Genomic DNA, 14,001 nt, shown 5'->3' with positions numbered 1-14,001 from the left:
AGTATGTGGTGCCGGGCTTAGGGTTGTTCGCTGAAGATAAGCAGCTCCGAGTTCGGCCTGAGCCGGTAGCCTTTTACTTTTTTTTCGATCCAGATTCTACAAGTTTTTTACCGGCAACGTACTTACAGCCAGTCTATTTTACAGTATACATTGCTTTTTCATTTTCGGTAGCACTAGACATTATAACCATTTCTTTTTTCTAAAAATGTATAGTGTAACCAGAGAAGACAAAAACATAAGCGCCAGCGCAAAACCGTAACCGAACGACATATGGAGTTCCGGCATTATATCGAAGTTCATGCCATAAATGCTGGCAATTAAAGTCGGCGGTAAAAAAACAATGGAAACGACGGTAAATATTTTGATGATCCGGTTCTGTTCCAGATTAACCAAACCTAAAAAGGTATCCTGCAGAAACTCCAGCCGCTCAAAGATGAAATTGGTATGATCGATCAGGGAGTTTATGTCTTTGATCAGCGTTCGCAGCCGGAGTTGTTCGGCATCGTTAAACCAGCCGTCGCTGCGGATCATAGATGAGATTACCCGCTGCTTATCCACAATATTCTCCCGGATCGACATGGTCAGTTCCTGGTAATCGTTTATTTTTAAGAGCATCTCGCGGTCCAGCTGCGCGTCCAGGTCCAGTTGTTTGTTAATGGCCTTTACTTCCTGCGCCACCATCTCCACCAGGTCGGCGTCGTAGTCGATGCGGGATTCAAAGATGTTGATCAGGATCTGGGCACCATCGCTGAACGAGGCCCGCCGGGATTTAATTTTCTTGACGGTATCGGCAAAGGATTTCAGGTCGGCGTTGCGATACGTAAACAGTACATCGTCTTTCAGCATGAAGCTGACGGGTACGTTGATGTACCGGTGCTCTTTATTCGGAATCAGGAAGTTAGAATTGGCAATGAGGTACTCATCCTCCTCGATGTAGCGGGAACTGCTTTCAATCTCCGACTGCTCCTGCTGGGTGAGAAAATCGACGTCGAACTTTTCCTCTACGCTTTTGATTTCCTGGCCCGACGGATTCTGGAGGTCCACCCACAGGGTATGCTCAGTATCGGAAAAAGAATCCAGGTCTTTTACTTTGCGAACGGCAGTTTCGTCCAACTGGAAGATACGAATCATGCGCTGGCGGTTACTGGTAAGTGATTAAAATCCCGCAAAGTTCTAAAAAAAAGCGAGCCGATACGTCATCGGCTCGCTTTTGATTGTACCAGCCAGCCTCCCGGCCGGCTGAGCCGCGATAGTGGCTAGGCGACCCCGGCTAACTTGAGTGCGCCAGCATTTTTAGCCACTGGCGCGGCTCAGCCGGCCGGAGCGGTCCGACGTTTCGGCTGAACCCTACTTACGCTCCGCCAAAGGCCGCTTGTGGCCGTACTTTTCCTGGTACTTCTCGTACAGGCGCTTATGCTTGTCGTCCAGATTAACGTTGCGACCCTGAATAAAGGCCATCTCCACAACGTTGGTGCGCATGTCGAGGGCGTCGCCTTTGGAGACGAACAGGGTGGCCTGTTTGCCTTTCTCCAGCGTGCCCACCAGGTTGTCGATACCCATGATTTTGGCACTGTTGGCCGTAATTAGTTTTAAGGCTTCTTCCCGGTCGACGATGCCGAAGCCGGCGGCTGTGCCGGCCAGAAAAGGCAGGTTACGCGTCCGCCACCATTCGTCGGGGTAGCTCAGGCTAACCAGGATTCCGGCTTTTTGCAGAATACCCGGCAGCTTATAGGGCATATCTACATCTTCATCCTGCCGGCTGGGCAGGCGATGCCCTTCGCTCAGAATAACGGGTATGTTGTTTTCTTTCAGAAAGTCGACCACGCGGTAGGCTTCATCACCGCCCACGATTACCGGCTTCTTCACGCCCATTTCTCTGGCAAACTTGATGGCCTCCACGATGTCTTTGCCGTAGCCGGCCCGGATGTACAGGTTTCGGGCACCGGTAAACAGGCCACGCATGGCTTCCAGCTTCAGGTTCATCGGGTCTGCGCTGCTGAATTCGCTATAGGCTTTGGCATCGGCGAAGGTCGCTTTCAGCACGGCGATAGCTTCGTTGCGCTTATCGTTCTTCTTCAGACCGGCCGAGAAATCCTCCATGTTGAACTCCCGCGAGAGGTAGCTGGGCCAGTTCAGCCACAGCCCGTCATCGGCCTTCAGTACGGCATCTTCCCAGTTCCAGCCGTCGGTATGCATGATAGACGAACTGCCGGAGATGGTACCGCCCGACGGCATGGCCTGCGTAATCAACACCCCGTTGTTCCGAATGGTCGGGATAACTTCCGAGTCGGTATTGTAGGCAATCAAGGCCCGTACGTTCGAGTTCAGCACCCCAATTTCGCTATCATCGACGGTTGCCTTTACCGATGCCACTTCCTTCAAACCGACCGTAGAGGCCGGCGAGATAAGTCCCGGATACAGGTGTTTGCCGGCCAGGGTGTACACATCGGTATTGTTCCGGTCGAAGGGCGTAGTAGCGTCGCCGACGGCGGTGATCACACCCTTGTCAAACACGATAGTACCGTTGTTAATCACCTGCCCGTTACCAACATGAATGGTACCGCCGGTCAGGGCAATTGGCCGGATCTGCGGCCGGGCCGGAGCCGGGTTCTGGGCAAAACTCTGCAGCGAGGCCAGAACCAGTATGGTTGTGAAAATCTTTTTCATGGGAATGTTATAAAGAGCGAAAGAGCGTACCTCCGTTCCAAACCACCAGGTGGCTCGCTCAACCGTTAAACTTCAAACCTTAAACGTTAAACCTATTTCTCCGTCTCTCCTTCGGCCATTACGCCTTCTACGTCTTCGCAGTGGAACATGCGGGCCCGGCGGAAGTTAGCCCGCTGAGTGGGCGCACCACCAGCTTTGGCAGTCAGCATTTTCTGGATCAGACGAGCACGTTCTTTCTGCATGACGTCCCGCTTCTGATCTTCGGCCTGTAGGTCGAAATAAATGGCTCCGTCTATGATGGTTTTCTCCGGCCGGGCGTAAATCGACAGGGGGTTATTGTTCCAGAGCACCAGGTCGGCATCTTTACCGGGCTGGATACTGCCCAGCCGGTTATCCAGGTGCAGCAGTTTGGCGGGGTTCAGGGTTACCATTTTCCAGGCATCTTCTTCGGCAATGCCACCGTACTCGACGGTTTTGGCGGCCTCCTGGTTCAACCGGCGGGCCATTTCGGCATCGTCGGAGTTGATGGATACCGTCACGCCTTCGCGCTGCATGAGGGCGGCATTGTACGGAATGGCGTCTTTCACCTCCATTTTGTAGGCCCACCAGTCGGAGAAGGACGAGCCGCCGGCCCCGTGTTTAGCCATTTTGTCGGCTACTTTATAGCCTTCCAGAATATGGGTAAAGGTATTTACTTTGAAGCCCAGCGAATCGGCCACTTTCATCAACATGTTAATCTCCGACTGCACGTAGCTGTGGCAGGTGATAAACCGCTTTTTGTTCAGGATTTCGGCCAGGGCATCCAGCTCAATGTCGCGGTGGGGCGGCACGGCGTTCAGCTTTTCTTTGGCCGGCAGGGCATTGTATTTCTTCCAGGCGTTGTCGTACTCACGCGCCCGCACAAAATGGTCGAAGTATACCTGCTCTACACCCATACGGGTCTGCGGAAAACGGGTCGGGTTGGCAATACCCCAGTTCGACTGCTTCACGTTTTCGCCCAGGGCAAACTTAATAAAGCCGTCGGCTCCCTTAATCAGCATGTTCTCCGGCGACTCACCCCACTTCAGCTTCACCAGCGCCGACTGCCCCCCAATAGAGTTGGCTGAGCCGTGCAGCAGTTGTGATGATGTGACGCCACCCGCCAGTTGGCGGTAGATGTTAATATCGTCGGAGTTCACCACATCGCCCATCCGCACCTCGGCCGAACTGCTCTGCCCGCCTTCGTTCACGGAGAACAGGGCAATGTGCGAGTGTTCGTCGATGATGCCGTTGGTCAGGTGTTTGCCCGTACCGTCGATGACCTTAGCGCCGGCCGGAGCGGTGAGGTTCTTGCCCACCTGCGCAATTTTGCCGTTCTGCACCAGCACATCGGTGCTGCCGAGGATACCGTCTTTTTCGTTGGTCCAGACGGTTGCGTTCCGGATCAGGAGGGTTTCGGCCTTTGGCTTTTCGGGATTTCCCATGCCCACAAACGGGTACAGTATTTTTCCAATCTCGGGCTGCGCTGGTTTGCTGGTATCGGCTTTGGCAACTGCGGGCTGGTAGGGCTGCGATAGCGTGGCGGTCCACTTCACCGGCGTGCCGTCGGGCAGGGTGCCGTCGCCTTTCAGCAGGGTACCGGTCTCGCGGTAGCCGGTCAGGCGGGTGGTGCCGGTGCCAGGCTTTTTGTCCAACTGCACCTGAATCGATAGCAGGTCGTTACTGACGGCTATTTTCGGTGTCAGCTTCATCGTATCGTTTACCGTAATCTGGTACTCCGGCTTCTCGGGAGATTTACCGGTAATCAGCAGTTTCAGGTTCTTCTGGTCGCCGATGGTCAGCCCATAGGTGCCCCGGAGGTCGGCCACGTTTTTGTCGTTAACAATGTGTCGGTTGCCACGAATCCAGTTTTCGTAGATGATATTATCGGCGCTAAACAGATTCCCCGAGGTAATGATGAAGTTGGCCAGTTTACCTTTCTGCAGCGTTCCCAGCAGATCATCGGCTTTAATGAGCCGGGCCGGCGCGGTGGTCAGAGCCTCCAGCGCTTTGGTTTCGGGCAAACCGTACTCGATGGCTTTGCGGAGATTGGTCCAGAACTCCGCCTTGTTGCGCAAGCCCGCCGAGGTCAGCGCAAACGGCACATTAGCCTTAGCCAGCATACCGGCGTTGGCGGGGGCCATCTCCCAGTGCTTGAGTTCGGCCAGCGACACATTATCGGCATCCCAGGCATCTTCTACATCGTAGGCCTGCGGGAACACGAGGGGCAGAATCAGCGAAGCCCCGGTGGCTCTCACTTCGTCCAGCCGCTGGTATTCATCGCCGGAACCTTTGATAATAAATTGAATGCCAAACTCATCACCGATCTTATCGGCCCGCAGAATGCCGAATTTATCAGGCGCTTCAAAAATCTGGGGGAGCGTTTTTTGTTTGCTTAATGCATCGAGCGAGAGGTTGGCCTGCTCTTTATAGCCGCCCCGTTTGTACCAGTCGGCATCGTAAAAAGCCTGCCGCAGCAACGCCACCGAACCCATCGGCGAGTTGGGATAAGCCTGCGTGGAGGTTCCTTTGCTAAACGAGTAATGCGCCGAAACGCCCGCCCGTAGCATCACCATGTTTTCGCGGTCGTCGGCCAGCGACACCAGGGCACCGTTGCCTCTTGCAATACCGTCGTGGTGGTGGGTCAGCACGGCACCGAAACCCAGCTTGCGCAATTCGTCGGCGCTTTGTTCGGTTACCTTGAACAAAGCGCCGGCATCGGTTTCCGGCTGGATGGCCTGGTTCCAGTAGTACGCCCCTTTTTTGGTGGACTCGTGCTGCTGGGGCGTGCGGAAGCTCTGCCCGGCCGTCCGTTTGATCTCCGGCATGCCGTAAGTTGATTCCAGGTCGATCAGTGCCGGGTAGATGCGTTTGCCCTGGAGATTGGTGACCACCGTACCGGCGGGCAACTTAACATCCTTGCCTACGGCTTCGATGATGCCGTTGCGGATCAGCAGGGTAGCGTTGTCGAGGGTAGTTTGTGGATCAACCACAATGGTAGCGTTGGTGAAGGCATAGAGGCCGGGGCGTTCGTCGTAGACCCCGTTGCGCGGAAACGTCACCTGCGCCCAGGCGGGCAGGGCAAGACCGGCAGCCAGCAGGAGCGTCAAAAAGCGTTTTCTCATAAATAATCAGGCATTTTTTGGGTAGTGATCAGACCAAAAATACATGAATGTCCGCCAATAACCGCAGTATACCAAATAAAATAGTACTGAAATTGCGAATTACCCAACGCAAAGTCTGTTAAATTTGGACTATGCATATAAAAAACAGGGCACTATTCGTACTGCTATTCCTGGCTACTAAACTTTGGGCTCAGCAATCGCCGATGCTGGAGACTACCCGCGACCAGATTAACCGGGAAGGTTTCCGGATTCAGCAAAACAACACGGTGTTTGGTTTTAAGGGCGAACCCGGAAAGCGCCTGGGTACCAATTACCTGGACACCGCCTGGCATAGCGGTCAGGTGACGTTCTACCGAACCATTCAGGCCCCGGGCGCTCCGCCACTCGACTCGCTCGATCAGGTAGCGGTGCGACTAGACTTGCTGGCCGGCGAAGTAGAGTTCCTGGCCGGCTACAAAGACGTGCGGGCGGTAAAAGCCGATCAGGTAAAAGAGTTTTCGGTACGTTATCCGGATGCCGGCAACCGCCGGTTTGTAAATGTCAGGGAGTATGCCGGGAAGGCCGTTCCAGTCCGGGGCTTCTTTGAAAAACTGGTCGACGGCAAGCTGAGCCTGCTGGCCCATCATTCCATCTTTGTCAAAAAAGCAAACTATAATCCGGCCCTGAATGTAGGAACGAAGGATGACGAATTGGTTAAACGGACGGAGTGGTATTTGGCAACCGGTCAGGAGGTACAAAAGCTTTCGCCCGGCCGAAGAGCCGTGCTGGAGGTAATGGCCGACAAACGCCCGCAGATAGAAGCCTATCTGAAGACTGCTAACCCCGACTACCGGTCGGCGGCCGACCTGGCAAAACTGGTTCGTTACTACAACAACCTATGATAGGATTTCGAACGTATGAAGCTGGGGTTATCTAATCCAGCAGCATGTAGCGAACAGAGGGCTACTGGTAGGGTACGAACGGTAAGGACTTCTGACTTGAAGCCTCTACATGGTATATAGACCGGCGGGAGCTGGTCAACCGGCGGGTCAGTACCGGAATGGCCCGGAACCGCTCGTCGGCTTTCAGAATCCGGATCGCTTCCAGGTCCTCGTCGGCGACTTGCCCGAGATCCAGTACGATATACTCCGGAAACGAAGCTTTGGTCTGTTTAGACAGGAATTCCAGCAGTTTCATACCGGACGGATATACCACGATGGGGTAAGAAGAAGGCTCACTGAAATCGAAGCCGGGAATGTGGACTGAATTCTCATCAGTCTGTTCTGCAACGAGGGCAAGATAACCGTTACGCATTAGTTATAAGTGTTTATACGCTGTTCTCCTTCTTTTGAATGACCAATAATCCGGAGCTGTCCTATTCCATTATCCCCTTAGAATAGATGGCGTATACAGTTCCGATCCAGTCTGTCTGACAGACAGATTTACGATGATCCGAGCAATTTATGTTCGATTTGACCGGCCATCATAGAACACCGGCTGCTTTACGAAAAGAGTCAGGTGAGCCCTTAAGCTTTGCTGAATCTGGAGAGGCTATCACTAGCTCTGGCGGTTACGGTAGGCAGAAATCCTGAATAAATCCAGTTCCCCTGACAAATATTGGAAATAATCCAGAAACTTCCAATGCAAACCCTACAATAACTATAGAATTTTTGTTCCTGTACGGACTTTTTTTTTTCCAACCAATTTTTACGCAACTACAGTTAATCGTTTACTAGACTTTAAGCTATTTTTAATTGACTTTTTCTAACCTTAATGTGTATACGTTATCATATAAAATCAGGCACCCTATTCAATAGAGCGCCTGAACAGTTTACCTCGAACCACAATAATTCTAAGAAAGGTGTATGGCTACCGGCAGATTTTGGTGCATTTCGTACGGTAGACCTGAAAGCCCACCTGCAGGTAGTGAAAAAAAAACAACTTAAGCTATCAGGCGGACCGGCAACCGGTGCTCGTTTCTCAAAAAAACAGATTGGTTTGGAGAGCCACACTTTTTTTCCGTTGCGTAATGAGAGCCAGGTGTAGGTATCGGCCCCGGTCAGATGCGAAATTAAGGCTGGGTACCGTAAATAATCGTTGAGTAAAATCATACGTCGTACCGTTGTTGTCGCCTTCCCGCCGAATCAGGAAAAACCGAACGTTGGAAAATCTGTTGACTGTTGCAACTTGACCATTTAAGTAAACAGTATAGACAGGCCGGTATATCGAGGACAATGAGTGTACGCTTTTGGGCGGATTAAAATTACTCAACAACCAGTAAAACAGGCATCGGATGGCCTGGCAGACCGCAGAAAAGTGCCGGGTCCCGGATTTACCATTCCCTGAAGAAAGCAAACGGATCAGACAAGCAGATTGTCTTACCGATGGCGGCAATGAAGCAGCCGTCACGGGCATTGGTAACAGCACCGGCGGGGTCTGGATACGCAAGGTTCCGCTCCGCAACAGCAAGAGCATCAGGTCTGAACAGAAAGCCTTACCGAAAAGAGGACTCCCCCTAGGGACCGTTCCCTTACTTTAAACAGGCAGAATGGTCGAAGATTGGTCCCGTTGCGTTTACTAATCAGGTTCTGAAAAATAAATAATTCGACGCAAATCATTGAAACACAATCAGGGGTCACCCTGCCACCATTTGCAAAAATGCCCCGGATTCCGTGTTGGGCAAACGCCTGCGTAACGAATCCTGGGCTGCTACCGCTTAAACGAAAACAACCGTCAGTTTCTGACACCTTTAAGCGCAGACCCAGGTTCTGGGCAAACAGCGGCTCTGCCGGCAGTTCTGTTTATAAAAATACAGGCCAGACCATGCGACTGGCCCGTTTCTTTTTAGAACCGGCCGTTTGGTTTATTTTGTTTCGCTGACCGGGTCGCTGGGGATGAATCGGCGCTCCTTCAGGAGAAAACCGGCACCGTTGGCCAGAATATGCACCTTCAGGTTGTCGAGATAGATCGATTCCATTTCCGGTACCTTGTGGTAGTTGGTGTATTTAGACTCATCGGTCAGCACCACAAACGCACCGCCTGAGCCAATCGCCCGGAGTTTGTTCCCTTCAGTAATGACCAGCCCCGTATCGGCACAGAGTCCAACGCCAACCAGTCCCGGATTGCGAAGGAGGGCTTCGGTTAACCGGGGCAATCGCCCCCGTTCCATAAAATGAGTATCCAGAATAACACCCGGCAGCAAAGACAAGCCTTTTTCGGTCTCCACCACGCCTTTAATCAGGGATTCTGCGCTTTTTCCGTCTTTAATGGCAAACCTGGACATGGCGGCTGCTCCGGCACTGGTACCCGCAATGGTAAAATCCCGTTCCTCGTACTGTTTCTGGAGGTGTCTGATTAATTCGGTATCCAGCAGCTTTTCAATCAGGGTGGTTTGATCTCCCCCGGTAAACAGCACCGCATCGGCCTTATTCAGGCGTTCGAGATTGCCGGGTTTATTGGCATCTTCCGCACTGGTTAGCTGCATGACATGGACATTTTTTACGCCCAGTTTAGCAAATGCGTTCTTATATTGAGCGCCCATTTCGGCCGGAATTTCGGAAGCGGCCGGTATTACTTCAATTCGGGGATTTTTTTTATGTATCTCATTCAGGAAGCTTTTCAGCACACCGGATCGAAAAAAGTCAGGCTGCCGCAACTCACTGTTGGTAGCCTCTTCGCCAGGCTCCCGGGCCTCACTCCCGCCAATGGGAATTAATTTACCTTTTGGAACTGTCATTGGTGTTAAGACAAAAAAATGCCAAATGTGTAGTCAACAACCTATGTTCGTAAGGGTTGACTTAAATACAACTAAATGATGAAGCGGTCCATCAGAACGGCTGCTCGTACCATTTCCTGATTTGTTTGCAGAAGACAGAATTATGTTTTAGATTTAACTTTTAAACCGCCCATAACCATGGAGAATAAGAATCCGCTTGTCATGGTTGCCGATGATGATGAGGACGACCGCTTTTTTCTCCAGCTTGCTTTCCGGGAGAGCTTTCCGGGCTGCCGGGTGGAGTTTGCCAGTGATGGGGTAGAATTCCTCGACACGCTCAGCCGAAAAGCGGCCCGGCCCAATCTGGTTTTGCTGGATATTAATATGCCCCGAATGGACGGCTGGGAAGTCTTGAAAACCATGCGGGGCAATATCGCGTACCAGGATATTCCCATTGTGATCTACAGCACGTCTGACGACGAGATGGATAAGTCTACGGCCAGACACCTGCGGGCCGATATGTACATCACCAAGCCGTCGGCCATTGATGAGCTCAACGAACTGGTCATGCGGTTCCGCCGGGAATGGCTGGAGGCCCGTCCCATTGCCCCCTGACCCGGCACCATCCGTTTACAAACAATCTATTCACCAGGTTTCCAGGTTCGCAATGGGTCAGCCCGTGACCCGGTTGTTCAGGCAGACGGAAGTGGTCTGCACCCGTTCTTTGTTTAAGAGACAAAACCACTCCCAGCGGGCATATTAACCGGAGTATTGCATATAACCGCCGGTACGCCTACCTTTGCAGCATGATTTTTCAGGCGCTGCTTCTCCCCTTCCGACATTGCCATCTGTATGGTTTTCTGCACGGCTAACTGCCGGCACCCGCCTGTTTTCTTTCGCTTTACCGCCTGCCCTACGGGCATCCGGTACTTTTTCAAACGCCAAACCGCATATGACTACCCTGATTCGTATTGCCTTGCAAAAATCCGGCAGGCTCAGCGAAGATTCGTACCAGCTTTTTAAAGAATGTGGCATCCGGTTCGATTACGGTACCGGCAAGCTCAAATCTGTTTCGTCTAATTTCCCGGCGGAGTTCCTCTTTCTACGCGACGACGATATTCCGGGCTATGTAGAAGACGGCGTAGCCGACCTGGGCATTGTGGGCGAGAACGTAGCGGTAGAATCGGCCCGGAACGTGCAGACGGTCCACCGGCTGGGCTTTTCCAAATGCCGCCTGTCCATTGCTATACCCAGAAGCGAGAGCTGGAACAGTATTGCCGACCTGAACGGCAAAAATATTGCGACCTCCTACCCCCGCCTGCTGGGCAATTACCTGTCGGAGCAGGGGGTAACGGCCACTATCCACGAGATTAGTGGTTCGGTGGAAATTGCGCCGAGTATTGGGCTGGCCGAAGCCGTCTGCGATATTGTCAGCTCGGGCAGTACCCTGCTCAGTAACGGGCTAAAGGAGGTCGAAACCATCTTCCGCTCCGAAGCCATACTGATTGCCGGCAGCCGGCTGAACAAGGAGCACCAGATCATTCTGGAGAAGCTCCTGTTCCGCATCAAAGCCGTGCAGGCCGCCAAAAACAATAAGTATATCCTGCTGAATGCCCCCAACGACGCCATCCCGAACATCATTCGACTGATACCCGGCATGAAGAGCCCAACGGTAGTTCCCCTGGCTATGTCAGGCTGGAGCTCTGTCCATTCCGTCATCAACGAAAACGATTTCTGGGAAAACATCGAGGCCATCCGGGCCGCCGGTGCCCAGGGCATTCTGGTCATTCCAATTGAGAAAATGATAAACTGAATAACGATGAACGATAAATGATAAACGCGCACCACGCATTCATCATTTATCATTCATCATGCATCATTATGAACATTATCCCCTTCCCCGCCCGCCTGGAGTGGCCGGCGCTGCTGGCGCGGCCGGTGCAACGGTCCGACCAGATTGAACAGGTAGTGGCTCCCATTCTGGAGCAGGTACGGCGTAACGGTGACCGTGCTCTGCAGGAACTGTCCCTGAAATTTGATCATGTGGATTTGTCGGAGCAGGGTTTAGTGCTGGAAGAAGCCGATCTGGCCAATGCCCAGGCTCACCTCAGCGAAGACCTGAAAGCCGCCATCCGGCAGGCCTCCGAAAATATACGGACGTTTCACGAAGCCCAGCGGCAGCCGGTCGAAAAGATCGAAACCATGCCGGGCGTGACCTGCTGGCGCAAAAGTGTCGGTATCGAAAAAGTGGGGTTATACATACCCGGCGGCACGGCTCCACTGTTCTCGACGGTCCTGATGCTGGGTATACCAGCCCAACTGGCCGGTTGCCGCGAGGTGATTCTGTGTACGCCGAGCAACCACCCCGCCATCTTGTTTGCGGCCCATCTGGTTGGTATCCGCCGGGTGTTCCGGGTGGGGGGAGCGCAGGCCATTGCGGCAATGGCCTACGGTACCGAAACCGTGCCGCAGGTGTACAAGATCTTCGGACCGGGAAATCAGTACGTGACGGCGGCTAAAATGCTGGTGGCCAAAGAAGGCATTGCCATTGATATGCCGGCCGGGCCGTCGGAGGTAGCCGTTTATGCCGACGATACGGCCATTCCCGCTTTTGTAGCCGCCGATCTGCTCTCGCAGGCTGAACACGGCATTGATAGTCAGGTGCTACTGGTTTCCACCAGCAAGAAACTGATAATGAACACAAACCTGGTGCTGACTACGCAGACGGAGAACCTGCCGCGCCGGGATATAGCTGTCAGGGCCATTGCTAACAGCAAGGCAATTCTGGTTGAGAGCGAAGACGAAGCCATCGACCTGTTGAATCAGTATGCCGCCGAACACCTGATCCTGAGTGTAGAGAACGCCGAAGCGGTAGCGGAGCGTATTGTGAATGCCGGTTCCATCTTTCTGGGCAACTACACCCCCGAATCGGCCGGTGATTATGCCTCCGGCACAAATCATACGCTACCCACCAACGGCTTCGCCCGCGCATACAGTGGCGTATCGCTGGATAGCTTTGTGAAGAAAATTACGATTCAATCCATCACCCCAGACGGCTTGCAGCGTTTAGGAAAGACAATAGAAGCAATGGCCGATGCTGAATCGTTGCAGGCCCACAAGCACGCGGTCAGCATCCGATTAGCATCAATTGAGTAAATTGGGGTCGTAATTTATTTAACCCAAACCGACTGGTATGAACAAAGGAATTCTTATTTCTCTGGTTTTGTTGGCCGGCATTTCGGCCAATCGCCAGCAGCCCACCGCCGAACAGATCTACGACCGGATGCGGAAAGCCTACACTACGGCGCAGACTTATCAGGATGCCGGAACCGTTACGACCTGGTACACCGATAAAGGGGATAAAGAACCCAACCATACCACATCACTGAACTTTGAAACGGCGTTTGTCCGCTCAGCCAATCGGTTTAAATTCCGGTACGAACAATCCAAATCGGTGATGTTTACCAACCGCAAGACCTGCTATCTGGTGGTGTCGGACGGTAAAAGTACACGGATGCTGAAGTCGCAGCACAAAGACCGGAGTGCTACCCACGAACCGTCGCTGGGAGCGGCTCTGACCGCAATTTCGGAAGGCTCCGGTACGGCAGCCCGCAAAATTCCCGGCATGCTCCTCAGCGAGCCCATCAAAGCCAGTTGGGACCCAAAGAAACTGCAATCGGTGAAGCTGATCGGCAAGGCTACGCAGGACGGTCAGCCCTGCTACCAGTTGGAAGCCGTAGTGTGGGGCAAGAAGAAGGCCCAGCTCTGGATCGATCAGCAAACGTACCTGATCCGCCGGATCGATGAAGATTATCAGTCGCCAACCGTGAGTACCCGCACCAGCATCACCTACCAGCCGGCGGTCAACAAATCGGTGAAGGATGAGGCCCTGGCGTTTAAAGAAGAGTATTGTGACTAACGAACCTACCTCACCCTGCCGGGAGCAACCAGCCGCAAGTCCCATTGTGCTTGAACCAGTCACAGCCGATGACGCTCCGCTGGTAGCGGATGTGGCGGTTCGGGCGTACAATGACCATTACACCCATCTTTGGTTTGATGAGGGTACCTGGTACGTCACCAAATGCTTTACGCCGGTGGTACTGCGGGAGGACATCAGTCATCCTAACCACCGCTACTACCTGATATTGGTTGATCAGCAGCCGGTGGGATTTGTCAAATTGAAAATAGATCAGCCATTACCCGGTTTTGAGTCATTCAATGCCCTCGAACTGGAGCGGATCTATATCGAACGGGCGGCCACCGGGCAGGGTGTTGGCCGGACCGTTATGGAGCAGGTAACTGACATAGCCCGGCAGTACGGCAAAGAACTCATCTGGCTGAAAGCTATGGACAGCAGTACCCTGGCCATTGCCTTTTACCGGCAGAGCGGTTTTGAGCTATGCGGCACCCACCAGCTTAGTTTTCCGCAGATGAAGCCGGAATACCACGGAATGGTTATCATGAAAAAAGAAATTTTACCTCGATCCAACCAATAAT

At 52.9% G+C, this 14,001-nt stretch carries 11 protein-coding genes; 6 read left to right on the top strand and 5 right to left on the bottom strand.

The window, feature by feature from the left end; translation table 11 throughout:
* Window positions 1-180: 180 nt before the first annotated feature.
* From corA to ABD931_RS03730, 3 genes are all read right to left on the bottom strand, one after another.
* Window positions 181-1,131: a magnesium/cobalt transporter CorA gene (gene corA, locus ABD931_RS03740; protein ID WP_345264083.1), complete on the bottom strand. Its 951-nt coding sequence runs from the start codon at window positions 1,129-1,131 to the stop codon at window positions 181-183.
* A gap of 216 nt (window positions 1,132-1,347) precedes the next feature.
* Window positions 1,348-2,667, bottom strand: a complete 1,320-nt coding sequence (locus tag ABD931_RS03735; RefSeq protein ID WP_345264080.1) for an amidohydrolase family protein — start codon at window positions 2,665-2,667, stop codon at window positions 1,348-1,350.
* Window positions 2,668-2,759: 92 nt separating this feature from the next.
* Entirely contained in the window at window positions 2,760-5,810 is a 3,051-nt protein-coding gene (locus ABD931_RS03730; RefSeq protein WP_345264078.1) for an amidohydrolase family protein, read from the bottom strand.
* 131 nt (window positions 5,811-5,941) lie between these two features.
* On the opposite strand from ABD931_RS03730, the gene ABD931_RS03725 reads away from it, so the two are divergent.
* Window positions 5,942-6,691 carry a hypothetical protein gene (locus tag ABD931_RS03725; RefSeq protein WP_345264076.1) on the top strand — a complete coding sequence of 250 codons (750 nt, stop codon included), beginning with the start codon at window positions 5,942-5,944 and terminating at the stop codon, window positions 6,689-6,691.
* 61 nt (window positions 6,692-6,752) lie between these two features.
* On the opposite strand, the gene ABD931_RS03720 is transcribed toward ABD931_RS03725, so the two are convergent.
* Both ABD931_RS03720 and ABD931_RS03715 read right to left on the bottom strand, forming a co-directional pair.
* Window positions 6,753-7,103, bottom strand: coding sequence for a response regulator (locus ABD931_RS03720; RefSeq protein WP_345264074.1), 351 nt, complete (start codon window positions 7,101-7,103; stop codon window positions 6,753-6,755).
* Between the two features lie 1,549 nt (window positions 7,104-8,652).
* Window positions 8,653-9,525, bottom strand: a complete 873-nt coding sequence (locus tag ABD931_RS03715; RefSeq protein ID WP_345264072.1) for a cyanophycinase — start codon at window positions 9,523-9,525, stop codon at window positions 8,653-8,655.
* A 177-nt stretch (window positions 9,526-9,702) separates the two neighbouring features.
* On the opposite strand from ABD931_RS03715, the gene ABD931_RS03710 reads away from it, so the two are divergent.
* The 5 genes from ABD931_RS03710 to ABD931_RS03690 all read left to right on the top strand — a co-directional run bounded on the left by ABD931_RS03710 (window position 9,703) and on the right by ABD931_RS03690 (window position 14,000).
* The gene (locus ABD931_RS03710; RefSeq protein ID WP_345264070.1) at window positions 9,703-10,119 is read left to right on the top strand and encodes a response regulator; all 417 of its coding nucleotides are present in this window, start codon (window positions 9,703-9,705) and stop codon (window positions 10,117-10,119) included.
* Between the two features lie 337 nt (window positions 10,120-10,456).
* Window positions 10,457-11,317, top strand: coding sequence for an ATP phosphoribosyltransferase (hisG, locus tag ABD931_RS03705; protein ID WP_345264068.1), 861 nt, complete (start codon window positions 10,457-10,459; stop codon window positions 11,315-11,317).
* A 68-nt stretch (window positions 11,318-11,385) separates the two neighbouring features.
* Window positions 11,386-12,660, top strand: coding sequence for a histidinol dehydrogenase (hisD, locus tag ABD931_RS03700; RefSeq protein ID WP_345264066.1), 1,275 nt, complete (start codon window positions 11,386-11,388; stop codon window positions 12,658-12,660).
* A gap of 37 nt (window positions 12,661-12,697) precedes the next feature.
* Window positions 12,698-13,423 carry a LolA family protein gene (locus ABD931_RS03695; RefSeq protein ID WP_345264063.1) on the top strand — a complete coding sequence of 242 codons (726 nt, stop codon included), beginning with the start codon at window positions 12,698-12,700 and terminating at the stop codon, window positions 13,421-13,423.
* Complete coding sequence (locus ABD931_RS03690; protein WP_345264061.1) at window positions 13,416-14,000, top strand: GNAT family N-acetyltransferase; 585 nt, start codon at window positions 13,416-13,418, stop codon at window positions 13,998-14,000. The genes ABD931_RS03695 and ABD931_RS03690 overlap by 8 nt, the downstream gene beginning before the upstream one ends.
* Window position 14,001 lies beyond the last annotated feature (1 nt).

The sequence above is a fragment of the Nibrella viscosa genome, assembly GCF_039541875.1.
Taxonomy (GTDB): domain Bacteria; phylum Bacteroidota; class Bacteroidia; order Cytophagales; family Spirosomataceae; genus Nibrella; species Nibrella viscosa.
The sequence above is the reverse complement of the archived record's forward strand: the minus strand, read 5'-3'. Positions and strand labels throughout refer to the sequence as shown.